The organism is Streptomyces sp. P6-2-1, from assembly GCF_050613165.1.
In the GTDB taxonomy this organism is placed as follows: Bacteria; Actinomycetota; Actinomycetes; order Streptomycetales; family Streptomycetaceae; genus Streptomyces.
The window spans coordinates 3,959,301-3,985,797 of record NZ_CP192513.1 but is presented as its reverse complement, the minus strand read 5'-3'; the positions used below and the strand labels follow the sequence as shown (position 1 = coordinate 3,985,797).

The 26,497-nt window shown below is 74.7% G+C and carries 22 protein-coding genes and 2 pseudogenes; 7 read left to right on the top strand and 17 right to left on the bottom strand.

Annotated elements, in window-relative coordinates; genetic code table 11:
- Positions 1-799: 799 nt before the first annotated feature.
- Both ACQYWQ_RS17140 and ACQYWQ_RS17135 read right to left on the bottom strand, forming a co-directional pair.
- Positions 800-2,077 carry an FAD-dependent oxidoreductase gene (locus ACQYWQ_RS17140; RefSeq protein WP_431035628.1) on the bottom strand — a complete coding sequence of 426 codons (1,278 nt, stop codon included), beginning with the start codon at positions 2,075-2,077 and terminating at the stop codon, positions 800-802.
- A complete protein-coding gene (locus ACQYWQ_RS17135; RefSeq protein ID WP_431035626.1) occupies positions 2,062-3,531 on the bottom strand; it encodes an ATP-grasp domain-containing protein in 1,470 nt (489 codons plus the stop codon). The genes ACQYWQ_RS17140 and ACQYWQ_RS17135 overlap by 16 nt, the downstream gene beginning before the upstream one ends.
- Before the next feature lie 182 nt (positions 3,532-3,713).
- Between ACQYWQ_RS17135 and ACQYWQ_RS17130 the strand changes: the two genes are divergently transcribed.
- Positions 3,714-5,096, top strand: coding sequence for a hypothetical protein (locus ACQYWQ_RS17130; RefSeq protein ID WP_431035625.1), 1,383 nt, complete (start codon positions 3,714-3,716; stop codon positions 5,094-5,096).
- Positions 5,097-5,227: 131 nt separating this feature from the next.
- Here the strand turns inward: ACQYWQ_RS17130 and ACQYWQ_RS17125 are convergent, their stop codons facing one another.
- From ACQYWQ_RS17125 to ACQYWQ_RS17085, 9 genes are all read right to left on the bottom strand, one after another.
- The gene (locus ACQYWQ_RS17125; RefSeq protein ID WP_431035623.1) at positions 5,228-6,403 is read right to left on the bottom strand and encodes a GNAT family N-acetyltransferase; all 1,176 of its coding nucleotides are present in this window, start codon (positions 6,401-6,403) and stop codon (positions 5,228-5,230) included.
- Positions 6,404-6,485: 82 nt separating this feature from the next.
- On the bottom strand, positions 6,486-7,205 hold the full coding sequence (locus ACQYWQ_RS17120; RefSeq protein WP_431035621.1) for a lipopolysaccharide biosynthesis protein: 720 nt from the start codon (positions 7,203-7,205) through the stop codon (positions 6,486-6,488).
- The gene (locus ACQYWQ_RS17115; protein WP_431035620.1) at positions 7,202-8,446 is read right to left on the bottom strand and encodes a glycosyltransferase; all 1,245 of its coding nucleotides are present in this window, start codon (positions 8,444-8,446) and stop codon (positions 7,202-7,204) included. Before ACQYWQ_RS17115 ends, ACQYWQ_RS17120 begins: the two co-directional genes overlap by 4 nt.
- On the bottom strand, positions 8,443-9,252 hold the full coding sequence (locus ACQYWQ_RS17110) for a polysaccharide deacetylase family protein (RefSeq protein WP_431035618.1): 810 nt from the start codon (positions 9,250-9,252) through the stop codon (positions 8,443-8,445). Before ACQYWQ_RS17110 ends, ACQYWQ_RS17115 begins: the two co-directional genes overlap by 4 nt.
- Positions 9,242-10,987 carry a murein biosynthesis integral membrane protein MurJ gene (gene murJ / locus ACQYWQ_RS17105; RefSeq protein ID WP_431035617.1) on the bottom strand — a complete coding sequence of 582 codons (1,746 nt, stop codon included), beginning with the start codon at positions 10,985-10,987 and terminating at the stop codon, positions 9,242-9,244. The genes ACQYWQ_RS17110 and murJ overlap by 11 nt, the downstream gene beginning before the upstream one ends.
- A 92-nt stretch (positions 10,988-11,079) precedes the next feature.
- Positions 11,080-12,531: an O-antigen ligase family protein gene (locus tag ACQYWQ_RS17100; RefSeq protein WP_431039227.1), complete on the bottom strand. Its 1,452-nt coding sequence runs from the start codon at positions 12,529-12,531 to the stop codon at positions 11,080-11,082.
- Between the two features lie 197 nt (positions 12,532-12,728).
- On the bottom strand, positions 12,729-14,327 hold the full coding sequence (locus ACQYWQ_RS17095) for an exopolysaccharide biosynthesis polyprenyl glycosylphosphotransferase (protein WP_431035616.1): 1,599 nt from the start codon (positions 14,325-14,327) through the stop codon (positions 12,729-12,731).
- Between the two features lie 572 nt (positions 14,328-14,899).
- Complete coding sequence (locus ACQYWQ_RS17090) at positions 14,900-16,087, bottom strand: glycosyltransferase (RefSeq protein WP_431039226.1); 1,188 nt, start codon at positions 16,085-16,087, stop codon at positions 14,900-14,902.
- Positions 16,088-16,148: 61 nt separating this feature from the next.
- Positions 16,149-17,762 carry a DUF3344 domain-containing protein gene (locus ACQYWQ_RS17085; protein ID WP_431035615.1) on the bottom strand — a complete coding sequence of 538 codons (1,614 nt, stop codon included), beginning with the start codon at positions 17,760-17,762 and terminating at the stop codon, positions 16,149-16,151.
- 471 nt (positions 17,763-18,233) lie between these two features.
- On the opposite strand from ACQYWQ_RS17085, the gene ACQYWQ_RS17080 reads away from it, so the two are divergent.
- From ACQYWQ_RS17080 to ACQYWQ_RS17065, 4 genes are all read left to right on the top strand, one after another.
- Positions 18,234-18,473 carry a chaplin gene (locus tag ACQYWQ_RS17080; protein ID WP_431035614.1) on the top strand — a complete coding sequence of 80 codons (240 nt, stop codon included), beginning with the start codon at positions 18,234-18,236 and terminating at the stop codon, positions 18,471-18,473.
- 295 nt (positions 18,474-18,768) lie between these two features.
- Entirely contained in the window at positions 18,769-19,251 is a 483-nt protein-coding gene (locus ACQYWQ_RS17075; RefSeq protein ID WP_431035612.1) for a hypothetical protein, read from the top strand.
- A gap of 128 nt (positions 19,252-19,379) precedes the next feature.
- Positions 19,380-19,883, top strand: a complete 504-nt coding sequence (locus ACQYWQ_RS17070) for a DUF5949 family protein (RefSeq protein WP_431035610.1) — start codon at positions 19,380-19,382, stop codon at positions 19,881-19,883.
- Positions 19,884-20,361: 478 nt separating this feature from the next.
- A complete protein-coding gene (locus ACQYWQ_RS17065) occupies positions 20,362-20,604 on the top strand; it encodes a hypothetical protein (RefSeq protein ID WP_431035609.1) in 243 nt (80 codons plus the stop codon).
- A 135-nt stretch (positions 20,605-20,739) separates the two neighbouring features.
- Here the strand turns inward: ACQYWQ_RS17065 and ACQYWQ_RS17060 are convergent, their stop codons facing one another.
- The 3 genes and pseudogenes from ACQYWQ_RS17060 to ACQYWQ_RS17050 all read right to left on the bottom strand — a co-directional run.
- A complete protein-coding gene (locus tag ACQYWQ_RS17060) occupies positions 20,740-21,114 on the bottom strand; it encodes a fluoride efflux transporter FluC (RefSeq protein ID WP_431035607.1) in 375 nt (124 codons plus the stop codon).
- Positions 21,114-21,659 carry a CrcB family protein gene (locus ACQYWQ_RS17055; RefSeq protein WP_431039225.1) on the bottom strand — a complete coding sequence of 182 codons (546 nt, stop codon included), beginning with the start codon at positions 21,657-21,659 and terminating at the stop codon, positions 21,114-21,116. The genes ACQYWQ_RS17060 and ACQYWQ_RS17055 overlap by 1 nt, the downstream gene beginning before the upstream one ends.
- 255 nt (positions 21,660-21,914) lie before the next feature.
- Positions 21,915-21,998 (bottom strand): annotated as a pseudogene (locus ACQYWQ_RS17050) (hypothetical protein); the annotation flags it as partial.
- Positions 21,999-22,065: 67 nt separating this feature from the next.
- Between ACQYWQ_RS17050 and ACQYWQ_RS17045 the strand changes: the two are divergent.
- Positions 22,066-22,398, top strand: coding sequence for a hypothetical protein (locus ACQYWQ_RS17045; protein WP_431035606.1), 333 nt, complete (start codon positions 22,066-22,068; stop codon positions 22,396-22,398).
- A gap of 1,398 nt (positions 22,399-23,796) precedes the next feature.
- Here the strand turns inward: ACQYWQ_RS17045 and ACQYWQ_RS17040 are convergent.
- Positions 23,797-23,931: pseudogene (locus ACQYWQ_RS17040) on the bottom strand (IS630 family transposase); the annotation flags it as partial.
- 91 nt (positions 23,932-24,022) lie between these two features.
- On the opposite strand from ACQYWQ_RS17040, the gene ACQYWQ_RS17035 reads away from it, so the two are divergent.
- On the top strand, positions 24,023-24,313 hold the full coding sequence (locus ACQYWQ_RS17035; protein ID WP_431035605.1) for an immunity 53 family protein: 291 nt from the start codon (positions 24,023-24,025) through the stop codon (positions 24,311-24,313).
- A gap of 781 nt (positions 24,314-25,094) precedes the next feature.
- Here ACQYWQ_RS17035 and ACQYWQ_RS17030 read toward each other — a convergent pair.
- Positions 25,095-25,505: a hypothetical protein gene (locus ACQYWQ_RS17030; RefSeq protein WP_431035603.1), complete on the bottom strand. Its 411-nt coding sequence runs from the start codon at positions 25,503-25,505 to the stop codon at positions 25,095-25,097.
- 344 nt (positions 25,506-25,849) lie between these two features.
- The gene (locus ACQYWQ_RS17025; RefSeq protein WP_431035601.1) at positions 25,850-26,323 is read right to left on the bottom strand and encodes a lactococcin 972 family bacteriocin; all 474 of its coding nucleotides are present in this window, start codon (positions 26,321-26,323) and stop codon (positions 25,850-25,852) included.
- Positions 26,324-26,497: the final 174 nt, after the last annotated feature.

Here is a 26,497-nt window from a genome sequence, read left to right as displayed (position 1 = left end):
CGCCCTGGCACGCGGGAGTCCTGGCACGCGGGAGTCCTGGCACGCGGGTGCCCTGGCACGCGGGTGCCCTGGCACGCGGGTCGCCTCAGGCCCTGGCACGCGGGTCGCCTGGCACGCGGGAACCCTGGCACGCGGGTGCCCTGGCACGCGGCACCTCTGCACCCCTAGCCCTCCGGCACCCCGGCGCCCGGCCCGCCGACACCCCGGCCCGCCCGGCGCCCGGCCCGCCGACACCCCGGCGCCCGGCACCCGGCACCCCGGCCCGCCCCGCACCTCGGCACCCCGCCGCCCCAACGCCCCGCGCCTCGCCGCCCCACCCACGCAAACATGACTGCCCCGAGACAGCCCCCGCCCTCCCAGGGGGGCACCCCGTATACAAGTCTTCCGCACATCGCCCCCTCCCTCCACCCCCTCCCCCACATCTGTGGAGAACTCCGGGAAAGCCGCACACCGTCTCACTCTTTCCGGTGAGCCGACGCCCCAAAAAACGGCCACCGCACGCCGCATCACGGCGTGTCTGTGGATAACTCGGTGCGACTCGACCCCACTCGGCCCCTCTCAGCTCGACCCGCCTCCCCTCAAAACGCCTCCACTCGCCCCCACTCAACTCGCCCCGACCCCACCCAAATCGCCCCCACTCAGCTCGACCCGACCCCCCTCAACTCCCCCCTCAACTCCCCCCTCCGCCCACCCCGGCCCCTCAACTCCCCCCCCCTCAACTCCCCCCCACCACCCCCGCAACTCATCTCCCCCCCCGTGCGGAGTGGGTGAACCCTCACCCACCCCGCAGGCCCCCGTCTCAGCGGCGCTCGAACTGCGGCCGTTCGCCCACCGGGTGCGGGAGCGCGCCGGGCGCGACGGGTGCCGGGGTGGTGCGCAGGCGGGTGCGGACGCCGCGGACGAGGCGCGCTGCCGTGTAGTCCGCGCCCAGGACGAAGCGCATCGACGGCCCGTACGAGGCGGCCGTGAGCAGGCCCGCCATGAAGAGTCCGGGGAGCGAGGATTCGAAGCCCGCGTCGACCTCGGGGGACCCGTCCAGCGCCGCCGTGCGCAGCTGCCCGCGCGTCTCGGGGTCGAGTACGGTCAGCCGGGTCGCCGCCGGGGTGAAGCCCGTCGCCGCGATCACATGATCGGTGTGCAGGGTCTCCCCCGGCGCGGCGGGTCCCGCCGAGACCGCGAGGCGCAGTCCCCGGCCGGCGGGCGTCGCGTGGCGGACCTCGCGGCCGAGGAGGACGTCGACGCCGCGCGTCACGCGCTCACGCACCCACCAGGCGCCCGCGGGGCCGAGCGCGGCACGCGCCACGCGGGTGCGGTAGTCGGCGGGCAACTGGCGGTAGATGCCGGGCAGTTCCGCGTAGAACCAGTTCCGCCAGCCGCTGCCGAGGCCGCTGTGCGGGGCGCGCGCCGCCTGCCACCAGGGGCGCTTCCACGGCGGCGGCAGGGTGTTCCAGCACAGGCCGGGGGCGCGGACGAGGACGCGCGCGCGGGTGCCCTGTTCGGCGAGGAGCGCGGCCGTCTCCAGGGCCGCCTGCCCGCCGCCGACCACCGTCACGTCGCCGCCTGCGAAGCGGCTCAGGTCGTCGTGGTCGCTGCTGTGCGTCACGAGTCCTTCGGCACGCAGCGGGGCGAGCACGGGCGGCAGGTCCGTGAAGGGCATGACCCCGACGGCGAGCGCGACGGTACGGCTGAGCAGGACCTCGCCGTCCTCGGTCGTGAGCCTGAATCCGCCGCCCGGCAGCGGCCGCACGCGGCTGATCAGGCGTTCGTCGACGCCGCACGGGACGGCATGGCGCGCGAACCACAGGCCGTACGCGGCGAAGACCGGCACCGGCAGGGGGGTGCCGTGCCGTGCGTCGATGCCCTCGCCCGCGCAGTACGTGTCGAGGCCGAAGCGCCCGGCGGGGTCGGAGAGGTGCGAGGCCCAGGGCTCGGACTTGAGGAACATGCCGGGGGCCATGTGGTCGCGCCAGGAGGCCATCGGGCGGCCGAAGACACGCAGGTGGAGTCCGGCGGCGGCGGCGTGCGAGGCGATCGACAGGCCGTAGGGGCCCGCCCCCACCACTACGAGGTCGTACATGCGGTGCTGCTCGCTTTCTGCTGGTCGTCACCGGCCGCCGTGGGCGGTACGGGAGGGGTGGACGGGGGCGTCGCCACGGGCACGGGCGGTGCGGGTACGGGGACGGGCGGTACGGGTACGGGGGCGGGCCGCGCACGGGAGGTGAGGTGGCGCGCGGCGCGGGCCACGAGGTGGGCGCTCCACGCGACCGTCATCGCCGCGGCGGGCAGCGGGTCGTCGGCGGCCCACCAGGCGCCTTCGCGCGCGGCGCGGCTCCCGCCCGCACCCGCACCGCCGCCCGCACCCGCACCGCCGCCCGTACCCGTACCGCCGCCCGCCTCCGCACGCCCCCCGCGCTCCCCCCGCTCCCCCCGCTCCCCCCGCTCCCCGCGCTCCCCGCGCACCGCCGACAGCAGCGCGTACGTGCCGACCGTGAAGCGGCGGCCGGGGGCAGGGGCGCGGGCGGGGAGGGGACGGCCCGTCAGGTCGAGGTGCAGGGCGCGGACGACGTCGAGGCCGCCGTGGTCGGTGAAGAGGCGGAACTGGGCGCCCGCGCGGGGGTTGAAGTCGAGGAGGTACGGGGTCGTGCCGGTGGCGTCGTAGCGGAAGTCGAGGTCGAGTACACCGCGGTAGCCGAGCGTCGCGACGAGTCGGCGGGCGCAGTCGTCGATGCGCGGGTCGTGTTCCCAGCGTCCTACGGCGGTCAGCCCGGCCCCGGGCGGCCAGGCGCGCAGCTTGCGGCCCGTGCCGCCCGCGGCGAGGTGCCCGGTCCGGTCGGCGTAGGCGTGGCAGAACCAGTCGCGGCCCGGGGCGTACGGGAGGAGGCGCTGGATGAGGAGGGGGCTGCCGGCCTCGGCGGTACGGGCGTGGAGGGCCGCGGCGTCGGCGGGGGTGTGCAGGAGGGTCGTGGAGCGCAGGCCGCTCGCCGCGGGCAGGAGCCAGGGGCGGCTCCACTTGGCGATGACGGGGGCGCCGAGCGCGCGGACCGCGTCGGCGGCCTCGGCGGGGCTCGCGGGGTGCGCGGTCTCGGGGTGGGCGATCCCCGCGGCGGCGCAGACCTCGGCGAGGCGGGCCTTGTCGGCGACGCGGGCGGCGAGGCCGTGGGGCTGGGCGGGAAGGAGGAGGCGCGCGGCGAGCGCGGCCGGGAGGTGGTCGACGGCGACGGCGCTGTGGTCGTCGAGCGGGACGAGTACGGCCCGGCCGGGGAGGTCCCGTACGACCTCGGCGAGGACCGCGGCGATGCCGTCGGGGCCGGTCTCCTGCGGGGGCTGACGCCACGTCCGTACGACGTACCTGGAGCGTGCGAGGGGGCCGCGCGGGCCCTCGGTGACGGCGTGCACGGGGATGCCCGCGCGGCCCAGGGAGCGGGCGGCGCCGAGGGTGCCGTGGTGGAAGGGGTTGCGGTCGACGCGGAGGAGGACGGCGGGGACCGCCGCGTCGAGCGGCGCGGCGGTATCGCTCGCGTGGTGCCGCATTCCGGTGACCCGGGAATTCACTTTCCCGGACGAAGACGCCCGCGGTGGGGATTCGGCCGGATGGGGGGTGGATTTCGCGAACGGGTTACGCACCCGGTCGGCGTAAGAGAAATACATACGAGTGACATCCCACCACTTCCGTGCCGCGGCCGGGCCGGGCACCACAGCTCCAGGAGACGGGTATGACCAGGGAGAGATTCCGCCGCGACCGTAAGCGACTCGCGATCGGCGCCGCCGGAATTATCGGCGTTCTCGCTTTCGCTCCGGCCCCGGTGGGCGCGGTCACGATCGCGACGGTACCGGTAGCGGCGCTTTCGGCCGGGGAACACGGGGACACGAATGACGGGGAATCACCGGGCGTGCGGGGTGCGGAGGACGGGGCGCCTCCCGGAACGGGGCGCGACGTGAACGCGGTGGCGAGCCCGGGCGAGGTGGCCTCGGTCCCGCCGTCGCCCGCGCTCCCCGGCCCGGGGACGACGGTCCCTGCGGGCGCCCCGCCCCTCACCACGAGCCCCGCAGCGCGTCCCGCCACGAGCCCCGCAGCGAGCCCCTCGCCGGGCCCCGGCGCCGCCGCCCCCTCCCCCGGTTTCGGCGCGTACCTCCACTACGGCCCGCGCGGCATCGCGCGGATGACGGACTTCTCGCGCTGGCTCGGAGGGCGGGAGGTGACGGTGGGGCACACGTACCTGCCGGGGGACGTGTGGCAGAACATCGAGGGCGCGCCCGCGTGGCTCACGGACTGGGCGGACTGGTACAAGGCGAAGCCGGGCCGCACGCTCGTCCTCAACGTGCCGATGCTGGAGCACACGGAGAGCCGGGTGCCGGACGCGGTGGTGGCGCGCGAACTGCGGCGCGGGGCGGCGGGCCTGTACGACGGGCACTTCCAGCGGCTCGCGCGGCGGCTCGTGGGGCTCGGCGTGAAGGACGCGGTGCTCGTCGTCGGCTGGGAGATGAACGGCACGACGTACACGCACCGCTGCGGGCCCGACCCGCGCGCGTGGCGGACGTACTGGGCGCGCATCGCCCGGGTGATGAACGGGGTCGAGGGCGCGGGTTTCCGTTTCGATTTCACGCCGACGCGCGGACGGGACGCGACGCCGTGGACGGAGTGCTATCCGGGCGACCAGGCGGTGGACATCATCGGGATGGATTCCTACGACCAGCCGCACGGCACGGATTTCGACCGGCAGATCTCGGAACCGTACGGGCTCCAGGCTCAGGTGGATTTCGCCGCGAAGCACGGAAAGCCGATCTCGTACCCCGAGTGGGGGCTTTTCAAGAACGGTGACAACGCGGAGTACATGCGGCGGATGGTCCGCTGGATGGAGGCGCACCCGCCGCTTTACCAGACGCTTTCCGATTACTGCCCGCACGGGGTGTGGCAGTGCCGGATGAATCCGCGGGCAACGGCGGTCTACCGGCAGGCGTTCACGGAGGGCGGCGGCCTGCCCGCCGAGGAGGGCACCGGGGCGACGCAGGACATGGCGGGCTGCATGCCGGTGCGGCTCGGGTCGTGGCTGGAGGAGCGGCTCGGGGGGCGGGTGTGCGTGCGCTTCAACTGGTGACGGTCAGCGGCTGACGGCACGGCGGCGGGGGCGGTACGCACCCGGGGCGGTACGGAGGTGGGGGCGGTACGGAGGTGGGGGCGGTACGGAGGTGGGGGCGGCCCTGTGGGGAGGGGTCGCCCCCCGGGGGGTCAGGAGCGGCGGGCGTGGAGCCAGGTGGCCGCCTGGGTGCGGGCGGTGGCGTGGGCGGTGCGGAGCCACAGGAGGGGCGCGGTGCGGCGCGTGGAGAGCAGGAGGCGCTGGTTGACGACGGTGTCGGGGCGCCAGTGGCTCTTGTACGGTTCCGTGCCGCGCAGGAGGCTCAGGGTCTCGCGGCCGTCGTCGGCGGCGAGCGCGGAGGCGGTGCGCAGGAGCATCGTGGCGACGTCGGCCTTGCGTTCGCGCAGCGCCGGGTCGGCTCCGTAGAGGTAGCCGCCCGCGAGGCGCCGCGAGAGCAGGGTGAGGTCGACGGCGACGGTCTCGCCGTCGATGCGGTAGGCGGTGAGCTGGGCCTCCCCGGTGCGGACCATCGTCGTGACGGAGCGCACGAGGTGGTCGCGGAAGCGGGGGCGCAGGTGCTCGGGGGTGACTTTGCGGCCCTGCCACTGGCGGCGGTGGAGGGCCAGGAGGGTGCGGATCGCGGCGGGGACGTCTTCGGCGGGGACGGGGGTGGCCTCGATGCCGAGGGCGTCGATCTTGCGGAGTTTGGCGCGGAAGCGCTGGGCGCGCGAGGCGGGGAGCCGGGTGAGGAGTTCGGCGAGGGGCCGCGCGGGGAGTTCGAGGCAGGGCGAGTCGGGGCGGCGTACGACGAGGCCGCGCCAGTGCGCGAGGAGGAGTTCGGTGGCGGCCCCCGGGCGCAGTTCGCGCAGGTCGATGAGGGTGGTGCGGGCGGCGCGGCGCAGGGCGGCCGCGAGGGCGCGGGCGGCGGGGCCCGCGTGCGCGGCGTCGACGAGGACGTCGCCGAAGTCGGAGATTCCGCCGCCCAGGAGGACGAGCGCGGGCAGCGGCCCGGGGGCGCGCATGAGGGGGGCTGCGGCGACGAGCCGATCCCCGCTGCGGACGACGAGGACGCGGAGGGCGCCCGGTGTCCCGTACGACTGCCACCAGGAGCTGAGCCAGGCGTGGCTCTGGAAGGGGGTCGCGCTGGGGCAGGCGGCGGCGAGGCGGCGCCAGGCGGGGGCGAGGAGTGCGAAGGCGCCTGGCTCGGTGATCCATTCGGTGGTGCAGGGTGCCGGGTCGGCCTCGGTACGGGGCCCTTCGCCGGTACGGGGCGCCGCGGGCCCGGGGAGGGGGACGCGGCGGGCGAGGGTGTCGTGCTCGGTACTCATCGGTGCGGGCTTCCCCCGGTGCGCTTCGGAGTGGTTCATGGCGTGGGTGGAACGAGAGGGCGGGGCCTGAGGTGGCGGGGTGTCAGGTCGTGGTGCGCGTGGCGGTCTCGTGCGGCCGCTGCGGCTCCGCCGGGGCGGGGACGGAGCCCGCGGGCAGGGCGGCGGGCCCGGGCAGGGCGCGGCGGGGGCGGGCGAGGAGGGCGAGGGCGCCGACGAGGCCGCCCGCGCAGGCCCCGACGCCCGTCGTGAGGAGGGGGCCGGGGCTCGTGGGGGCGGTGGGGGCGAGGGCGCGGGAGAAGGAGACGAGCGAGACGCGGGTGTCGGTGGCGTTGTGCCCGGCGGCGGTGACGAGCGCGCCGGCGACGGCGTTGGCGGTGTCCGCGGCCTGTGCCGGGTCGCCCGAGCGCGCGCCGATGCTGATCATGGGGGCGTCCGGCGAGGTCTCGGCGGTGACGGACGAGCGGAGCGTGGCGAGCGGGACGCGGGCCTCGACCTGCGCGTCGCCGAGGACGCCGAGCTGGGTCGCGACGCGCCCGTAGGCCTGCGCGAAGCCGAGCGCGGAGGCGGGGTCGCCGCCCTTGCCGGGTACGGCGAGTACGTAGGCGGTCGCGGTGTACGTGACGGGGCTCGCGAGCCCGTACGCGGCGCCGCCGCCCGCGCCGATGAGCGCGCCCGCGCCGAGGAGGGCCCAGGCGGGCAGGGCGCGCAGGCGGGCGAGGCGGCGGCGGGCGGGGGTACCTTCGGTCCTGGTGGTGCCGGTGGGGCTGGTGGTGCCGGTGGGGCTGGTGGGGCTGGTGCTCACGGCGTCTTCGCTTTCGTACGGTGCTGGCGGGGCGCGCGGGGGCGCGGGGGGCGGGCGGCGGTGGTGGTCGCCGCCTGGGTGAGGGCGTGGCGGTAGACGGTGTCGATGAGCGCGGCGGAGCGCTCGACGGCGTAGTGGCGCACGGCCGCGGGTACGGGCAGCCGCGCGCCCGCCGGGAGTCCGCGCCCGTGCCCGGTGGCGCGGCCCCAGCGCACGGCTTCGGCGAGGGCCGCGGGTGAGCCGCCGACGCGCTGGGCGGGGGCGGACTCGGGGGGCAGGTCTTCGAGGGCCGGGCAGCGCACGTAGAGGACGGGGAGTCCCGCGGCGAGCGCTTCGACGCACGCGAGGCCGAAGGCTTCGTCGGCGGAGGGTGAGACGAAGACGTCGGCGGCGCAGAACAGGGCGCGCAGTCCGTGGGGGTCCTGTTCGCCGGTGAGGTGGACGCGGTCGCCGACGCGCAGGCGCGCGGTCAGGGCGCGGAGCGCCGCCTCCTCGGGGCCCGCTCCGGCGAGGACGAGGTGGTGGTCGGCGGGGAGGAGCGCGAGGGCTTCGACGAGGGCGGCGAAGCGTTTGCCCGGGACGAGGCGGCCGGCTCCGGCGAGGACGTGGGCGCCTTCGGGGATGCCGAGCGCGGTGCGGGCGGTGGTGCGCAGTTCGGGGTCGTGGGCGAAGGCGGTGGCGTCGATGCCGTTGGGGACGACGTGGACGCGCTCTTCGGGGACGCCCCAGCGGCCGAGGCGTTCGGCGACGGTGTCGGAGACGGCGACGGTCGCGGTGCCGAGGCGTTCGCCCGCGAGGTAGAGCGCGCGGACGCCGGGGGTGAGGGGGCGGCCCTCGATCCCGGTGTCGCCGAGGGAGTGCTCGGTGGCGACGAGGGCGCGCACCCCGGCGAGGCGCGCGGCGATGCGGCCGTAGAGGCAGGCGCGGTAGAGGTGCGTGTGCACGAGGTCGTAGCGGCCCGTGCGGATGTGGCGGGTGAGGCGGGGCAGCGCGGTGAGGTCGCGGTTGCCGCGCATGCCGAGGTGGTGGACGGGGACGCCGTCGGCGCGCAGCGCGGTGGCGAGCGGGCCGGGGTGGGTGAGGGTGAGGACTTCGCTGTCGGCGGTGAGGCGGGGGACGAGGAGGCGCAGCTGCTGCTCGGCGCCGCCGACGCCGAGGCCGGTGATGACGTGCAGGACGCGGGGCCGGTCGACCGGGTCCTGGTGGGGCGCGGTGCGCGGGGCGGGGGCGGCGGTGGTCATACGCGGGCCGCCTCGTCGGGCGCGGTGGGCGCGTACGGGAGGGTGGTGAGCGCGGTGGGGCGGCGGCGCGCGTGGAGGCGGCGCTTGAGTGCGAGGAACGGTGCGGTGTCGCGGCTGCCGACGTGGGCGCGCGGGAGGGCGTACGGGCCGGTGTGCGGGCCGGGGTCGATGGCGCAGGCGTACCGGTATCCGGCGGCGCGCACGGCGTGCATGGCGCGCGCGTCGAGGGTCCCGTACGGGTAGCAGAAGCCGTCCACGGGGGTGCCGGTGAGTGCGGTGAGGCGGGTGCGGGCGCCGGCGGTCTCGGCGTGCAGCGTGGTGTCGTCGGCGCGGGTGAGGTCGACGTGGGTGAGGCCGTGCGAGGCGAGTTCCATGCCTTCGGCGCGGACGCGGCGCAGTCCGGCGGCGGTGAGGAGGGGCTTGCGGGGGCCGAGCGGGTCCCAGGCGTTGTCGCCGCCGAGGCGGCCGGGGAGGGCGAAGACGGTGGCCGTGCAGCCGTAACGGTGCAGGAGGGGGACGGCGTGCGAGAGGAAGTCGGCGTAGCCGTCGTCGAAGGTGAGGCCGACGAGGTTGTCGCCGCGTCCTGCGGCGCGGGCGGTGAGGAGTTCGGCGACGGAGACGCCGCGCAGTCCGCGCCGCCGCAGCCAGCGGAGCTGCCGCTCCAGGCGGTGCGGCGTGACGGTGACGCGGTACGGGTCCTCGCGCACCGCGGAGACCGAGTGGTACATGAGCACCCACAGCGGGGTGGAGGCGGTGGTGCGCGCGGGAAAGGCGGGCGCGGGGGCGGCGGGCGGTTCAGCGGGCATCGCGGCGCTTTCTCGTACGGGGGGCGGGGGTGGATGACGTGTCGCGAACCGGTTCGCTCGTACGGGAGGTACGGCCGAACCGGTTCGCGAATCGGTTCGCGAATCGGTTCGCCACGGTCTGGCGGAGGACCTCGGCGGCCGGGAGGCGCAGGGCGAGCGCGGTGCCGAGGGAGACGGTGAGGAGGGCGAGGGTCCCTGCGGCGAGCCCGGCGGCGGGGGTGGTGAGGCGCTGTGCCGCGAGGTGCGCGGCGAGGCAGCCGAGTGCGGTGGCGAGGACGAGTCCCGCGAGGTCGCGCGTGACGGCGCCGGTGCGGAGCGGGAGGGTGCGGCGCAGGGGTCCCGCGAGCAGGAGGGCCGCGGTGGTGCTGATGCCGAGGGCGTTGGCGGCGGCGAGGCCGAGTACGCCGTGGGGCGGGGTGAGGAGGGCGGCGCCGGCGGCGGTGACGGTGAGTCCCACGAGCATGGCGGCCGCGGGGTACCAGGTCTTGCGCGCGGCGGAGAAGTAGGAGCGGATGAGGGCGCCGACGAGGGTGTGGCCGAGGAGGCCGAGCGCGTAGACGCGCATGACGGCCGCGGTCGCCGCCGTGTCGGACGCGGTGAAGGCGCCGCGCTGGAAGAGGAGTCCGGTGATCTGCTCGGCGCAGGCGATGACGGCGCCTGCGCCGAGGAGGACGACGCACCCGGCGAGCGAGAGGTCGCGCTCGACGCGGCGGCGGGCGTCCTCGGCGCGGCCTTCGGCGAGCGCCTTGGCGACGACGGGGAAGGTGACGGTCGCGAGCATGAGCGACATGACCATCGGGACCTGCGCGACCTTCTGCGCGTAGTTGAGGTGGGAGATCGCGCCGGGCGGGAGTTCGGAGCCGAACCAGCGCTCGATGAGCACCTGGGACTGGCGGAAGAGCGCGAAGCACAGGACGGGTCCGAGGAGCGCGGGATCGAAGAGGCGGGCACGGGCCTCCGGTGCGCCGCCGCTCCGGCCGCCGATGACGCGCCGCTCGCGCAACTCCCGTACGAGGAAGGGCGCCTGGACGAGGACCATGAGGCCGCCCCCGAGTGCGACGCCGAGCGCGGCCGCACGTACGCCCCAGCCGGCCCAGGCGCCGACGAGGGCCATCGCGGCGATGATGCCGGTGTTGTAGGCGACGTAGATGGAGGCGGGCGAGAGGTAGCGGCGGTGGACGCGCAGCGCGGCGCCGCAGTACCCGGCGAGGCCGAAGCTGAGGGCGCAGGTCGCGGTGAGCCGGGTGCAGTCCACGGCCAGCTGACGGCGCGGCAGTCCGGGGGCGAGGGATTCGACGATCCAGGGGGCGCCCGCGACGAGGAGCAGCGCGACGAGCGAGAGGATCGCGCAGAACTTCGGGAGCGTGGCGCGCACGAGGGCGCGCACGGGGTCGGTTTCGCCCGGCCGGTTCGTGGCGCGCAGGGCGAGCGCGAGCGAGAACGCGGGGACGAGGACGAGCGCGGTGCCGTCCTCGATGAGGAGCGTGGAGGCGAACTCGGGCAGGGTCCACGCCACGAGGAAGGCGTCGGTCTCCTGCCCGGCCCCGAAGAAGTGCGCGAGCGCCTGGTCGCGGACGAGCCCGAGCACGGACCCGGCGACGGTGAGCGCCGCGGTGATCCCGGCGGCGCGCGCGAGGAACCGGCCGGAGGGGTCGGGGTCTTCCGTGCGGGGGGCGGGGAAAGTCTTCGCGGGGTTCGAACTCTGAACGGCGTTCAGAGTTTTCGCGGCGTTCACAGGCGCGGGCGCGGGGCTCGTGGGCACGCGAGTTGGGGCCACGGGGCTCGGGGGCGCGGCGCTCGGGGGCGCGGGGGACGTGGGCCCGTCGTTCACGGGGTCCGCCTCTCGGTGGTCGGGGAGGCGGGGTACGGAGCGGCGGCGGGCGCCTCGCACGAGGGCGAGGGGGACGCCCCGTCCCCGTACCGCTGCGGCGCCCCTCCCCCGGACCGCCGCGCCGCCCCGCCCCCGTACCCCCGCGCCGTCCCAGTCCCGTGCGTGGAGGGCAGCGCCCCGAGTCCCCACCAGGCGGCGAGGCCGAGGGCGAGGGCGGTCAGGACGGTGGCCGGGCCGCCGATGTCGGCGTAGGCGAAGTCGACGAGCTGCCACAGGAGGAGGCCGCAGGCGACGAGTCCGCAGTCGAGGGGGCGGCCGCGCGGGGCGCGGGTGCGGTGGGTGCCGGTGAGGCGGAGCACTCCGGTGACGAGGAGCGCTGCCCAGCACCCGGCGAGCGCGGTGAGCCCGATGAGGCCCTGTTCGCTGAGGACGAGGAGGTACATGTTGTGCGGGGACAGGAGCGGCTGGACGCGGAAGTCCTGGCCCGCGCCCGCGGTGTCGCTGCCGGCCGAGAGGGCGAGCGAGGCGTGGCTGTCGCGGTGGGCGGGGAACTCCTTGAGGCCGACGCCGGTGACGGGGTGCTCGCGCCACATGCCGGTCGCCGCCGCCCACATGGTGTAGCGGTCGGTGACGGACTGGTCGGGTGCGTCGGTGATCTTGGTGATGCTGCTGAGGCGTTCGTGCAGCATCGCGGAGCCGATGCCGAGGCCACCGACGAGGACGACGGCGGCGGCGCTCGCCGCGGCGAGGACCTTGAGCGCGCGGCGGGGTCCCGCGGCGAGGAGCTGGAGGCCGAGCACCGCGGCGGTGGCGATCCAGGCGCCGCGGCTGAAGGAGAGCGCGAGCGGGACCACGAGGGCCGCGGCGCAGGCGGCGGCGAGGGGCCGTTGGAGGCGCGGCGCCTCGTGCGTACGGGCGAGGGCGAGGCCGCTCGCCGCGACGAGCCCGTAGGCGACGACGGTGGCCATGCCCATGATGTCGGCGGGACCGAAGGTGCCGACGGCGCGGATGTCCTCGCCCCTGTAGGAGGCGCCTGTGCCGGTGAGGTACTGGGCGAGCCCGATGCCGCCCTCGGCGAGGGCGAGGGCGACGAGCCCCCAGGCGAGGACGCGGAAGTCGCGCGGGTCGCGGAGGGAGAGGAGGAGGGCGGCGGGGACGAGGACGAAGATCTGGAGGTAGCGCCCGAGCCCGGCGATCCCGCTCGCGGCGTCGGCCGCGCCGAGCGCGGCGAGGGCGAGCGCGAGGACGGGCACGCCGAGGACGAGCACAGCGCGCGCGGTGAGGGGCCGCGCGCGGGTGCGCAGGAGGCCCAGGGCGACGCACACGACGAGGACGCCGGAGGCGGCGTCGGCGGGGGTCGCGCCCTCGGCGCCGGGGGACGCCGGGGAGGCGAGGAGGCCGAGGACGGCGAGCGCGGGGAGCAGGCGGGCGGGTACGTGGCGGCGCAGGGCGCGCGCGAGGACGGTGAGCGGGGCGGGGCGGTACGCGGGGGACGCGGGCGGCCCGGGGGCCGGGGGCGCGGGCGGTGCGGAGCGCGGGCCGGACGGCTCGGCGGTGAGCGGGCCGGAGGACTCGGCGGTGAGCGGGCCGGAGGGCTGGGCGGCGGCGCGGGCTGGGGTGTGGGCGGCGGCGTGGGTCAAGGGGGTCAGCTCCCCGAGGGGCGGACGAGCGAGAGGGCGGTGCGCACGAGGATGCGTACGTCGTGCCACAACGACCAGTGGTCGACGTAGTAGTTGTCGTGGCGGCAGCGGTCCTCGATGGAGGTGTCCCCGCGCAGGCCGCTGATCTGCGCGAGCCCTGTGAGACCGACGGGCGCGCGGTGCCGGTGCCGGTAGCCCGCGTACGTACGGCTGAACTCGGCGACGAAGAAGGGGCGTTCGGGGCGTGGGCCGACGAGGCTCATGTCGCCGCGCAGGATGTTCCACAGCTGGGGAAGCTCGTCGAGCGAGGAGCGGCGCAGGAAACGGCCGACGGGGCTCATGCGGTCGTCGTGGGCGACGTTCCAGCGCGTGGCGGCCTCGCGGTCGTCGTGGGGGCGCAGGCTGCGGAACTTGAGGAGCGTGAAGGTCTTGCCGTACCGGCCGACGCGTTCCTGGCGGAAGAGGACGCCGGGGCCGTCGCTGAGACGTACGGCGAGGGCGCAGGCGAGCAGGAGCGGCGAGAGGAGCACGAGGGCGGGCCCCGCGAGCGCGAGGTCGAGGGCGCGTTTGCCCGCGCCGGGGCGGCGGGGGCCGGGGGGCAGCGGAGTGAGCGGGTATCCGGCGAGGCTGGTGGTGCCGGGGGCCGCGCCGTGCCCGGGGCCGCGCGCGTCGAGGCGCCACAGGGCGCAGCCGTGGGCGCGCAGGAGCCGCAGGTACGCCGCGGAGGGCTCGCCGACGCAGAGCGCGAGCCGTACGTCGTACGCGCCGAGGGCGCGCCGCACCTCGTCGGCCGAACCGAGCACGGGCACGGTCCCCGGGGTCCCCGCCCGTGGCCCGACGATCCCGACGGGCCGCACGACGGGCCGCTCGCACCTGAGCAGTACCTCGGCGACGGTGTGCGTACGGGCGTCCCCGATGAGCAGCGCCGCCGCGGGCCGTGCCCGGCGCCGCGCCCGCCGCCGCCCGTGCACGAGCCCGCGCCCGCTCGCGGCGACGAGGCTCTGTACGGCCCAGGCGGTGCCGAGGGCGGGGAGGGGCAGCGCCTCGGCGGGCCGCACGGCGGCGAGCAGGGCGGCGAGGACGGCCCAGGCGAGGGCGGTACGGGCACACAGCCCCGGCACCTCGTCGAGCACCCCGGTCTCGGGGCCGGGCCGGTACAGACCGGCGGACCGCGTGACGAGCGCGAGCAACACCCCGACGAGGAGCCCCCATTCCCACCCCCGGCCCACCCCGGCGACCAGCCCGCCCGCGAGCACGCCGAGCAGATCGGCGGTGACGAGAGCGAGCGAGGGGTGCGGAGCCCGCCGAGGCCCGGGGCGCGGCTCAGCGAAGGCCGGGCGCGGCTCAGTGAGGGCGGGGCGCGGCTCCGCGAAGGCCGGGCGCGGCTCAGTGAGGGCGGGGCGCGGCTCAGTGCGGGCGGGGCGCGGCTCCGCGAAGGCCGGGCGCGGCTCAGTGAGGGCGGGGCGCGGCTCAGTGCGGGCGGGGCGCGGCTCCGCGAAGGCCGGGCGCGGCTCAGCGAGGGCGGGGCGCGGCTCAGTGCGGGCGGGGCGCGGCTCCGCGAAGGCGGCGCGCCCCTTCGCGAGGGAAGGGCGCGGCTCCGTCAAGGCAGGTCGCCCCTCCGCGAGCGCCGGGCGCGGCTCCGTAAGGGCCGGGCGCGCCTCCGTAAGGGCCGGGCCCCCCTCCGTGCGCGCCGGTCGCGTCTCCATAAGGGCCGGGCGCGTCTTCGTGAGGGTGATCGGCGAACTCGCGGTTGACGTGCGGGAACCCCTCCCGTCCGCCGCGCGTTGTGGCCCGTCGGGGGCCCACCCATCCCCTAGGGGAAAACCCGTAGACGCCCCCCTAGACACCCCCGAGCCCCCACCACTCCCCCCACCCTGCTCCACCACACGCTCCCCGACGCACTCCACCCCCCGCCACTCCGCACGCGCCGTCCCGCACTCCACCCCCCGCCGCTCCACACGCGCCGTCAAGCGCTCCGCCCCCGGCCACTCCGCACGCTGCGGCTCGGCCACCGGCCCACCCACCGGCCCACCCGCCGACTCGGCCACCGGACCACCCGCCGGCCCACCCCCGGACTCGCCCCTCGGCCCACCCCCGGACTCACCCCTCGGCTCGCCCCCGGCCGCTACCTCCTCCGACGGCGAAAGCTCCACGCGCACAAGGTCGTTCTCCACGCTCACGAGGTCATCGACTCCCTGGGAGGGCGGGTCCCGGCGATCGTGCCGCGCGGGCCCGGAGGGGTGGTCCTGGACGCCCGCGCGAGCAGGTCGCCGTAGAGCGCGGAGACGGCCCGCGCGGTGCGTCGTACGTCGTGGTGGGCGCGCACGTGCGCGAGTCCCGCTGCCGCGAGGTCCGCGCGAAGCTCCGGGGCGCGCAGCAGGTGCGTGAGCGCTGTGGCGAGCGCGCCGGGCGCCTCGGGTGGTACGAGGCTGTACGGGAGCGCCGCGGCGGGCAGGCTCTCGCGGGCGCCGCCCGTGTCCGTGAGGACGAGCGCGCGCCCGCAGGCCATCGCCTCCAGCGGCGCGAGCGCCATCCCCTCCCAGCGCGAGGGCAGGACCACGAGGTCCGCGGCCCGGTACCAGCGCGCGCAGTCCCGCGCGGCGCCCACGAACTCGACTCCCTCGCCCGCCTGTTGGTGCAACTCCGCCTCATCGGGCCCGTCCCCCACGAGCACGAGCCGAGCCCCCGGCGCGGCCGCGCGCACGGCGGGCCAGGCCCGCAGCAGCACGTCCTGCCCCTTCTGCCGGCACAGCCGCCCCACGCACACGACGAGCGGCGCGCCGTCCCCGTACGCGTACCTGCCGCCGTCGGGACGGAAGGCGGCGAGGTCGACGCCGTTCGGCAGTACGGTGAACTCGCCCCGCACGCCCGCCTGTTCGCCGGTACGTCGCTCGGCGTCGCTCACGCAGAGCAGCCGGTCGGCCCAGCGGGCCCCGTACCGCTCCCAGTGCCGCGCGAAGGCGCCGACGGGGCCGCCCACCGCCTCGAAGGACCAGGCGTGCGGCTGGAAGACGGTGGGCACCGCCCCGCGCGCCACGAGCCGTGCGGCGAGACCTGCCTTCGCGCTGTGCGCGTGCAGGAGTTGGGGCCGTACAGCCTCAAGCACCCTTCGCAGACCTGCGGTTTCGGCCCGCAGCGTCGGTCCGGGAACGCGTCCGGCATACCACTCGTGGACGAACGCGCCGTGCCGCAGGGCCTGTTCACCGAGCGCCCCACCGGGTGGGCAGGCGAGGTGCACGTCCAGGCCGTCCGCGCACTGCGCGCCCACGAGATCGGTGACGACGCGCGCGACGCCCCCGTCGACGGGCTGCGCGATATGCAGGACACGTGTACGGGACGGGAGTTCGCACTGCTCTGCTGACACTGACACGCGCGCTTACCCAACTGTGCGACGAGCGGACGGGGTTACGGGGCGAGAGGACGGATCAGCCGCGCGACCCGCCCGCTTCGGCACCGCCCCGCACACCACCGGCCGCCGCACCACCGCCGACCCTCGCGGCGCCACCGCCACCGCCACCGCCACCGGCCGCCGCACCACCGCCCGCGCCCGCCGCGCCACCACCACCGGCCCCCGCGCCACCGCCGACGGCCGCCGCGCGGCCGCCCTCGCTCCCGCCCCGCACCTCATCCGTCTCCGCCCAGAAGGCCCCCAGCCACACCGCGTCCCGCTGCGCCGACACGTCCACACGCAGCCCGGTCCCGCCGGGCTTCAGGGCCCCACGCAGATCGAGGACATCGGAGTCGTAACCGAAGGTGTGCGGCGGAACGGCATGTGCGCTGCTGCCGCTCTTCGTCGTGTTGTCGCTGATGGTGGAGTTGAAGACGTCGGCGGTCGGGTTGGCGGCGTCGCCGCCGAGCGGGACGGGCTTCGCCTCTCCTGTTCGTACCGTGACCGCGTCCCCGTCGATGCCCCGGTCGCCGTCGTAGGCGACGATCCCCGCACGGCCCGAAGCCCCGGCGGGGACATGGTGGTTCGGCAGTTCCAGGCGCAGCGTGCGGCGGTCGCGGTCGTCGGCGTGCAGCGACTCGAAACCGTCCCACAGGTCCAGCCGCCGCAGCGGCGCTCCCGGCTCCTCCCAGGCGGCGACAAGCGTCCAGCCGCCCCAACCACCGGTCTCCGAGTGCCCCTTGGCGATGGGGAGCTGGGCCACGGTCCACTCCCCCGGACCGCTCGCGCGTACGAGGTCCGTGACGTCGGCCGAGGCGTGCAGGGCCTCGGCGCCGCCCGCCACGCGGTGCCCGATGGTCGTATCGGCGCTCACCTTCCGGTAGGAACCGCCGGGCTCGGCGACGAGGACGGTCCCCGCGTCCGCGAGCGGCTTCTGCTCGCCGACCCGCAGATTGCCGCCCCAGTACAGGCGCGCGTAGCGGATGCGCGCGCCGTCGGGGAGATCGAGGCGGGCGCGGGTGGAGTTGTAGGTGTTCGGGTCGTCGTCGCTGTCCGCGTAGGAGAGCGCGTAGTCACCGTTGTTGGGGGCGGTACGTCCGGCGGCCGCGCTCTCGCCGCGCCGCGCCCCCGCGCACTCGGGCACCCCGGCGACGGCGGGCGCCTCACAGACGACGGCCGAGGCGGCGGCCCGCGCGAAGCCCCCGTGCACGGTGGCGCTCCAGCGCGGCGCGAAGGGAACGCGAGCGGCGACACCGGGAGCGGACGCCTCGGCAGCCTTGGCAGGGACAGACTTGGCAGGGGCAGCCTTGGCAGACTTGGCAGGCGCAGACTTGGCAGACTTGGCAGGCGCGGACTTGGCAGCCTTGGCAGGCGCGGACGTGCTCGGCGCGGGCTTGCCATGTGCCGCCTTGCCGGGCGCGGGCTTCCCGTCGCCCGTCCCGGTCGGCACGGGCTTCCCGTGTGCCGTCCCGGTCGGCGGTACGGGCTTCGCGTGCGCGGGCCCGGGCGAGGGTACGGGCTTCGCGGCCGTCGCCCCCTCGCCCCGCGCGGCGGCGCCCGCGAGGGGCCCCTGCGCGAGGGCGGCGAGGGCGAGCAGCGCGCACGCCGCACCACGGCGCACCACAGCGGACAGCGGGAGTCGGCTTCGCATGACGGCCCTCCGGGGCGGCGTACGGGGGGGACAGCCCGGACCCAGCGGTCCGGAACGGGACATTACGCCCAACACGCCGTTGAATTGCACACTGCGGGCAAGTCGTGACAACAAGGGCGGAACGTCGGGACTCTAACCCCGGCCCTCCGGAGAATGCGTCAGCATCGACGAGGCGGTTCGGGTGTACTTGTCGGATGGACTGCCGAACCCCCCGAACGGCCCACCCCGCGCCCCGCGACCAGTGACAACTCCGGGAACGTACAATCACACAGAGTGACTACGGGGGCGCGTCCGGCGTGTCCCGTGCCCCCCGCGAGGCGGCGTTTCACCTTTTCGGGGCACAACGCGCGATGCTCCCGCGGCGTTGTTGCAGACGCCGGGTCAGCTCCCGGCATCCCGGCCGACGACGCAGTCGGCGCCACCGGCCGGGCGCCCCGCACGATCTCTCGACCCGTTAAGGAGCGCTTCGCCATGTCGCGTACCGCCAGGGCCCTCGCCCTCTCCTCCGTCGCCGCCGCCGCGCTCGCCGGCTCGGCCGGCCTCGCCTCCGCCGACGCCGGCGCGCAGGGCGCCGCCGTCTCTTCGCCGGGCGTCCTCTCCGGCAACCTGGTGCAGATCCCGGTCCACGTGCCGGTGAACCTCTGCGGCAACACGATCAACGTCATCGGCCTGCTCAACCCGGCCTTCGGCAACACCTGCGTCAACGCCTGACGTCGCGAGACGGCCGCCCCCGGCCCGGGGGCGGCCCTTCGCATGGGGGCGCCCCCGAAATTCCAGCCCTCCCGCCGAGCCTCGGGCACCCAGCCCTCTCGCCGAGCCTCGGGCACCCAGCCCTCCGGCACCCAGCCACTCCGGCGCTCCAGCCCCTCCCGCACCCAGCCCCTCCGGTGCGCCCCTCTCCGGCCCGCCGTCCCTCCCGCCGCTTGAGCGCTTCAGGAACGGGGCCGGGTACGGAGCCCCTGCGGCGGGCCACGAAGAGCGCGCAACTCCCGAATCGAGGATCACCATGCCCGCCAAGCACGCGAAGCACCGCAAGCCCCGCACCTCGCCCTCCGTCGCGAAGGCGGCCGCCGTCGTCGTCGGGGGCCTCGCCGCGGCGACCGCGGCCGCCCCCGCCTTCGCCGCCCCCGCCGTGGACACCACCGCGCTCACGCCGAGCAGCCTCAACGGTGGCTACTACACCGCGGCGACCGAACTCCAGGGCGCCGTCGACACCGTCGCGAGCGACGCGCTCGACCCCTCGAAGCCCGACTCGCTCGGCACGACCGTCGACGCCGTCGCGCGCGAGGTGAAGCCGCTGCTGCCGCAGGAGAAGCTCGACCCCGCGTCGCTCGTACGGAGCGGCTCCCCGACCGCCGCCGTCACCGACCTCATCGGCGACGCCCCCACCACCGCCGTCACCGACCTCGTCGGCGGCCTCCCCGCCGCCACCGACCTCCCCACCGGCGACCTCGCCTCCGGCCTCCCCGGCGGTCTTCCCCTCGGCTGAACCGGCCACCGCGCCGACCGGAACGACCGTGCGAGCGCGCTCCCCTTTGGAGTGATGGCCGGTCCGGGCTCCCCCGGACAGGTGAAAGCGCGAGGGGTCGGTCGGCGCGGAGTCGCTAGGGTCCGGGGGTGACTTCGACCGACAGCGCGCAGCGCGTTTTCCGCCCCGCCGAACTCGGCACGCTCGTCGTCGTGGCGTGGAGCGGCAAGCACCCCGACGACGCCCACGACATGCCGTTCCTGCTCGCCTATCCGCTCGGCGACGGCACGGCGGGCCCCGCGGGAGCGACCGAGGCCGCCCTCGCCCTGCTCGCGGACACCAAACTCCCTGTCGGCGGCACACTCCTCGACGGTACGCAGACCTCCTCGCTCCCCCTCACGCTCCTCGTCGAGGCGGGCTCGGCCGCGCTCACCATGCCCCCGAACCTCAACGCCCAGTGCGAGGTGCCCCCGGAGTGGTTCGCCGCCGCCAAGCAGCGCGGCTACGCGTACTTCATCTTCGCCACCCGCCCCTGGCCGCAGGCCGTCCCCGGCAGGGAGATCACCGAGGAGGCCCTCGCCGCCTTCGTCGGCGACACGGAGATGCTCACCTCCTCCGCCCACGTCCTCCTCCCCGTCCGCAGCCTGCGCTGACCCCGGGGGCCGGGCCCACCGCCCGGCCCCACCCCCGCACCTCCCCGGTGCGGCCCCGCACGCCCGGAGGAGCCATGACCAGCACCCCGCCCCCGCAGCAGCACCCCACCACCCCATAGCGATCGTCGGCGGCGGCCTCAGCGGTCTCCTCACTCACGTCCCTCCCCCCGCACGCCGTGCGCCGGACGCGAGGGTCACCGGCGCGCGCCCGCTCGGCGCCGGGCGTCACGAGGTCACCCCCGCCGACGGCACCGCCTTCACGACCGGGCTCCTCGTCGGCGACGCGCACGACTTCCCGGACACCGAGCAGACCCGCGCGCTCCTCACCGACGCCTTCACCGACCGGGCCCCGCAGCTGCGCGGCCCGCTCGACGAGGCCGCGCACGGCTTCGTCCCGCGCCGCATCCACGCCCTCCCCGCGCGCCTCACCTGGGACCGCGTCCCCGGCGTCCCCCTCCTCGGCGACTCCGCGCACCTCATGTCCCCCTTCGCCGGCGAGGGCACCAACCTCGCGCTCGCCGACGCCGCCGACCCCGGCACCGCCCTCCTCGCGCCCCCCGGAGCCCCCGAGCCGGCGCTCGCCGCCTACGAGCCCGTCCGCTTCCCCCGCGCGCCCGAGACCGCCGCGATGTCCGCCGCCTCACTCGACATGCTCTTCGGCGAGGACCCGGCCCGCCGCCTCGTGGACCTCTTCACAGGCGCGTACGCCCCGCAGGCCTGACCGCGACGCGCACCGGCGGTACGGGGCGTACGGAGCGGACGCGGCGGTACGAGGCAGACGAGGCGGTACGCGTACGGGGGCACCCCCCACCGGCGGCCGACCCCGCGCCCGCGCCCGTACCCGCCCCGCGGCCCCTCAGCCCCACACCCCCGTCGCCACAGCGACCCCCGCGCACCCCGCCCCGAGCCCGGCCGCCATCGACAGGAGGGCGTTGCCGAGCGCGAGGCGGCCCGCCCCGGTCTCGGCGAGGCGCAGTGTCTCGTACGAGAGCGTCGAGTACGTGGAGAGCGCCCCGCACAGCCCCGTACCGAGGAGTGCGACGACGTGCGAGGACGCGGCGCCCGCGAGTGCGGCGCCCGTCACGAGGCCGAGGACGAGGCACGCGACGACGTTCACGCCCAGCGTCCCCCAGGGGAAGGGTCCCCCGCGCCGCGCCGTGATCCAGCGGTCGGCGGCGTAGCGCGCGGGCGCGCCGACGAGCGCTCCCGCCACCACGAGCAGCCAGTCCATCACGCCTCCTCCGTGCCGAGAGCCCCCGCGGGCCGCTCCCGCAGCACGTACCGCGCGAGCGAGGCGCTCCCCCACACCGTGAGCACGGCCGCCGCCATCGTCCCGAAGAGGCACCCGGCGGCCGCCACGTACCGCCCGGCGACGAGCAGCCCGCGCACGTCCAGCACGTACGTGGAGAACGTCGTGAAACCGCCGAGCACCCCCGTGCCGAGGAAGGGCCGCACCAAGCGGTGTGTGTGCGGGCGCAGTTCGGCGACGCTCGCCATGAGGACGCCGATCAGCGCGCAGCCGACGACGTTGACGAGGAAGGTCGTCCACGGGAAGGCGCCGCCCACTGTCGGCCACAACACGGCGGCCCCGTACCGCGCCACCGCCCCGAGCGCGCCCCCTGCCGCGACGACGGCGAACACGGGCCCCTGCCCGTCCCACAAGCCGCGCACGGGAACATCAGCACCGACATCCGGATCGACGGGATCGGGACCGGCGGGATCGGGACCGGCGGGATCGGGACCGGCGGGTCCGGGGGCCTGATCACGCGGCTTCATCGCTGTCACGCAGGGGTCTCCCACTCGCTCGGGCACGCGCGGCAGCGCACACCTCACCTCGCAAGCAGGGACCGTTGGCGGCTGATCCGCGGTTGGGAACGGTGGGCCCCACCACCGTGGTTCCTGCACGGCAGAAACCGCCGCCCATGCTACTCCGCGCCGCCGGGCCGCACCCTGTCGTACCCCGGCCACCGGCGCGCACGCGTACGCGACGCGCGGCGGGACGGTGAGGTGGACGGTGCGCACGAGGAGGCCCCGCGTTCGCGGTGGCCGCAGGCCGAGGGTGAGCGTGCGACGGCTGACGTCCTGGACGCGGCGCTCGAACTCGGCGCAGCGCACGGGGCCGTGGGCGGTTTCCCCGAGACTGCCGATCCCCCAGGGGCCCGCCACGCGGTCCAGGACCTCGGTGACGGAGGTTGAACTCCCAGGAGCCGCCGACCTCGGGTTCGGCGCTCGTGGAAACGGAGCACTCGACGGTCGTCGGCTCGTACGTCACGTCCAGGACCGGATGGAGGATGGAGGATGGAGGATGGACGAGTACACCGCCTTGTTCCCACTTGCTCACCGACAGCTTGGTGCCCGTGCCGGGGCCACCTTCCCAGGTGACGGTGGTGCGGCCGACGACGTCGTGGCTGGTGCTGGTGACGTCACCACGGCTGTCGGTGACGGAGACGGGCGGTCGAGGTCGTCGTACGGCGTGGTGGTCCTGCCCGTGCCGGGGTCGTTCGCCTCAGCCTGACGGCCACGCCGGTCGTAGCCGTACGTCCAGCGGTCGCCACTCCCGTCCTGCGCCACGGTGAGCCGGTCGGCCGCGTCGTAGCCATAGGTGGTGGAGAAGCAGTCGGCGGCCGTTCCGGTCGGGTTGGAGGCCGCGGACTTGTCGTACTCGCGCAGATCGACGGCGCGGCCGACCGGGATGCCGGTCCGCGGCCCTGTGGGGCTTCGCCGGGGTGGGCCGGACGTCGCGCGAGGCGGCGAAGCCGCCAGCCGAGTACGCCGTGAACGACGTCGGCGGTGTCGGAATCGCACATCGACGACTTGTCACAGGGCACCTCATGGTCGTGTCCTGCCTCTTCGGCGTGCGCGAGGCGTTGGTCTTCCCCGTCGTGCTTCCCGTCCGCGGACCCGACTCCGCGAGCACAGCGCAAAGCGCCGCCTTGTGCGACCGGCGCTGAGCTTCGGGCTTCGGGCTTCGGGCTTCGGGCTTCGGGCTTCGGGCTTCGGGCAGAACGTGGCCTTGGCCGCGCAGCCCGCGCATCGGTGTGGCGGCGGTCTACCGGCTGGCGCTGCGCAGGTGCGCGGTGCTCCGCCGGGGTACATCGGCCAACTGGGCGTGACCGAGGGCGGCGGGCATGGCGGGGGCGCGCTCAACGGCCTGTGCGGCGTGGACGTCGCTCCGGGTAGCGCGTTCGAAGGAGCGGGCGGCGGCGACATCATCGTCGGTCGGGCCGAGCAAGGTGGCCTGCTCGACAACGATGGTGACGCCCGTCGTACGCGGTCGGGCGGAGCGGTCGGTCGGGCAGCCGGGCAGTGACATTCCGCCTCCCCGCCTTCGTACGACGAAATCGAGGTCGGTTCCTGCTCGGGTTCGGTGCTGGTGAGCCGGTTGCGGATCCAGGGAAGGCAAAGGCAGGGGGCGAGCAGGACGAAGACGGAGGGCCGCCTGCCCTCATCGCCCATCGCAACGACAAAACCCCAGGTCACCTTCTACGTGACCTGGGGTTCGCTGGAGCCGCCTTCGGGATTCGAACCCGAGACCTACGCATTACGAGACCGTCAGGACTCGTGCCGCCTGGTGCGCAGTCGTGCTTCCGAATGCCATTTCCGCTGATCAGCGCGGGTGCGACGGGCTGGGGCTCGATGCCCCGTGCCACTCTGTCCGAAGGTGTCCGGCCACGGGATGGCCACGGAACTGGCCCCCATATGACGCACAGGGGTTCACCGAGCCCATTGTGGGCTTTCCACGATCGGCGATCAGCGTGCCGGGTACGCCACAGCGGCGGCTTGCGGTAAAAATCGAACATATGATCGGGTGGGTGCATGGAGTACGACCCCGTCCTACAGCTAGTGCTCTGACCGCATAGGTTCACCGGCTTGGGGTCACGCTGCGTCGGAGAGGGGGCGTCCGCCCCAGCGGATGCCCGCCGGCCGAGGCCAGCAGCAGCATCGCGCGCCGGTAGCGCACCGAGCTGGTGCTGCCCCGCCGCACGATCTGCTGCAGCCGCTGCCCCTCCTGATCGGTCAGTCTTCGCACGCGTACCGGCTCGGCCATCGCGACTCCCAGGGCAGTTGGGTCAGCCGGGCCCGGCCCGGGACTCGCGGCTGACCTAGCATCTCGTGCCGTGAACGAAGCCGAGAACGTCTTGGACTGGCTGCAGGGTTGGTACTCCGCCCAGTGCAACGAGGACTGGGAGCACGAGTGGGGCGTGAAGATCGACACGATCGACAACCCCGGCTGGTCCGTCCGCATCGACCTGGAGGACACCGACCTAGAAGGACACGACTTCCCCCGGCAGGACCTCAAGCGCAGTAAGGACGATTGGGTCATGGCCTGGACCTCCGAGATGACCTTCCACGCCGCGTGTGGACCAGGCAATCTCACTGAGGCACTCACCCTCTTCCGCAGGTGGGCGGCGGAGAGCACCCCCCCATGAAGGGTAAGACGACCCCAGCTGGATACCTCCGGCTTCCGACGCCGCCCCAAGCCGGTGAACCTATGCGGTCAAAGCACTAGCCGCTCGCCGGTGGAGCACCTACGGTGCTCTCGCGGAGGCGAGTGCCAGCGACGTCACCCGGTTGCGGCGCAGACTCATCCGCGAGTCAGCCGAGCTGCTGGGCGCGCCCGAGTCGGACGCACGACGGCGTGCACTGCTCTGCCGCTTCCCTCATCTATCGAAGAGTCGCTCGTGACCTCGGCGCCTGGGGCGAGCAGGGCCCTCGTTCTTGCGTCTATACGGTCGTGGATCAGGGAGTACGGCGAGGGCCCTTCCGTAAGGCATCTGAACCGTGTCACGGGTTGGCTCTCGCGCACCACCTCCAACGATTGGTGCGGGACGGCATTGTGGCCCGAGCATCGCCTAGTGCTGTGACCGCATACGTTGACCGGGTTGGGCGACCGTGAGGTGGTAGGGGCCAGCCTTGCGGCGGGAGCGTCCGCTCGTCCCGGAACTGCTCATGCCCAATCAGTGCGGCGAGCAGCCCTCTATCGTCCACCGACTCCGCGAAGAAGCGGAGCTGCTTGATGTCAACCCACCGATACCCGTGCGCCTTCGGATCCGGGGCGTAGCGTCGGAAGTTGATCAGGGCGTTTTCCTCGTGAGCGAGCCCGTTGTCCATAGCGCCAGCCTAGAAGCAGGCAAGGGGGCCCAGCCGATTCACCGGACACGCCCTAGATGGCGCTCGTGCCGCCTTCGGTGATTGGCGGGAAGGATATCTTCAGTTGCCGATGCCGGCCTGTGTACGCGATCTCCGCTCACGCCAGATGGTCCAGGTAACTACAGCTACGCCCAGCACAACCGCTACGGCGCGAACCACCTCCCACGTCAAAACTACTTCCGGTGCGGACGCGCCGCTTTCGACGCTAAGCCGCATCGTCATTTCGGCGAACACCACAACGGGCACAAGAGCCCGGAACGGGTAGGAAAATTGACCCCCCTTAGCCATCCACCCGGCGAGGCCAAATACCAGACCCGCGAGAAACCCAACCACGCACCACGCCGCCGTCATGGAGGCGAAGTCTCCCCATGAGAAGTACGTCGTTTGACCGGTCTTGTCAGAGAGATCGGTCCGTACGAAGTCGCCGAGGAATGCCTTCGTGACGTAGTAGACGAGGACTGCCGTGACCACGCTAAAGACCCCGAGCCCTGCCGCTTGAAATTTCGAGCGCCCGGCATAGCCCGCAAAAAAAGGTAGCGCAGCGTAACACCATCCGACGCTGAAAACCGCTCCTCCCACGCGTCCGATTCCGGCTCCACTCAGATCGGATAGTGGCCCCAGCGCCCCGATGAATGCGGCAGAGAGAAATGCGTAGGCGAACGAGCGAGTCAAGGGCATAGGAATCGTGCTTTCATAAAGGAACGGCTGTCAGTATGTCGCTTGGGTCTCCAACGAGAAGCCAAGACGCCGCACTCCATGGGGCCGCGCTCACTGCGCCCGACGTCTCGAACTCGAGCCAGCCCACATGTGCGACTTCAGTACAGTGACCAGTAGGCGCTGCACTTGTGTCCGAGGCCAGCCTTTGCGCTCGCCTTAGCCCACGCGTTGGGCTCCTTGACTACTTTGTCGACCGCTTCGGCAATCGAGACGGATGCCGAATGCGTCTTCTTCTGGTGGATGTAGTTCGAGAAGCACAGTTTCTTGCTTCCATCCAACGCCGTCCCGTAGTTCCAGTTACCACCGCCCCGGGAAACCCGCGTCTGCTTCTTACCGGACGACGCGACTTCCGGGTCCCAAGTGGCCGATCCCCATTCGGTGGGGGCCTCACCGTTCGGACCCTTCATCCAGGCGGGGGGCGGTACATCAGCCGACCTGTGCTCGGCGAGCACTACCTGCGCTTGACGCGAAGCGGACCCTTCTGCTGGTCCCGCCGCTGATGTGGCGTTGAGCGCCAGGGCTGCTGCGGCCGAAACCGCCGCAGCAGCGAGCGCCTTGGTGCCTCTCTTCAATTCACTACCCTCCAATTACTCAATGCATCCTCACGTTCACTCTAAATGAGGGCTCGCCGTAGAGGCACGCTTGCGCAGCGCGTCCGGGGCGCACCCGTGGGCAGTTGTTCGAGGGGCGTACATCCGAACCCAGACGGCACACCTCCGTTGTCCGGTGGGCTAGAGGAGACTTAT

Coding starts and splice junctions, on each gene's coding strand:
- ACQYWQ_RS17140 (WP_431035628.1), bottom strand. CDS start 2,077: ATGTACGACCTCGTAGTGGTGGGGGCGGGCCCCTACGGCCTGTCGATC.
- ACQYWQ_RS17135 (WP_431035626.1), bottom strand. CDS start 3,531: ATGCGGCACCACGCGAGCGATACCGCCGCGCCGCTCGACGCGGCGGTC.
- ACQYWQ_RS17130 (WP_431035625.1), top strand. CDS start 3,714: ATGACCAGGGAGAGATTCCGCCGCGACCGTAAGCGACTCGCGATCGGC.
- ACQYWQ_RS17125 (WP_431035623.1), bottom strand. CDS start 6,403: ATGAGTACCGAGCACGACACCCTCGCCCGCCGCGTCCCCCTCCCCGGG.
- ACQYWQ_RS17115 (WP_431035620.1), bottom strand. CDS start 8,446: ATGACCACCGCCGCCCCCGCCCCGCGCACCGCGCCCCACCAGGACCCG.
- ACQYWQ_RS17110 (WP_431035618.1), bottom strand. CDS start 9,252: ATGCCCGCTGAACCGCCCGCCGCCCCCGCGCCCGCCTTTCCCGCGCGC.
- ACQYWQ_RS17085 (WP_431035615.1), bottom strand. CDS start 17,762: ATGCGAAGCCGACTCCCGCTGTCCGCTGTGGTGCGCCGTGGTGCGGCG.
- ACQYWQ_RS17080 (WP_431035614.1), top strand. CDS start 18,234: ATGTCGCGTACCGCCAGGGCCCTCGCCCTCTCCTCCGTCGCCGCCGCC.
- ACQYWQ_RS17075 (WP_431035612.1), top strand. CDS start 18,769: ATGCCCGCCAAGCACGCGAAGCACCGCAAGCCCCGCACCTCGCCCTCC.
- ACQYWQ_RS17065 (WP_431035609.1), top strand. CDS start 20,362: ATGTCCCCCTTCGCCGGCGAGGGCACCAACCTCGCGCTCGCCGACGCC.
- ACQYWQ_RS17060 (WP_431035607.1), bottom strand. CDS start 21,114: ATGGACTGGCTGCTCGTGGTGGCGGGAGCGCTCGTCGGCGCGCCCGCG.
- ACQYWQ_RS17055 (WP_431039225.1), bottom strand. CDS start 21,659: ATGAAGCCGCGTGATCAGGCCCCCGGACCCGCCGGTCCCGATCCCGCC.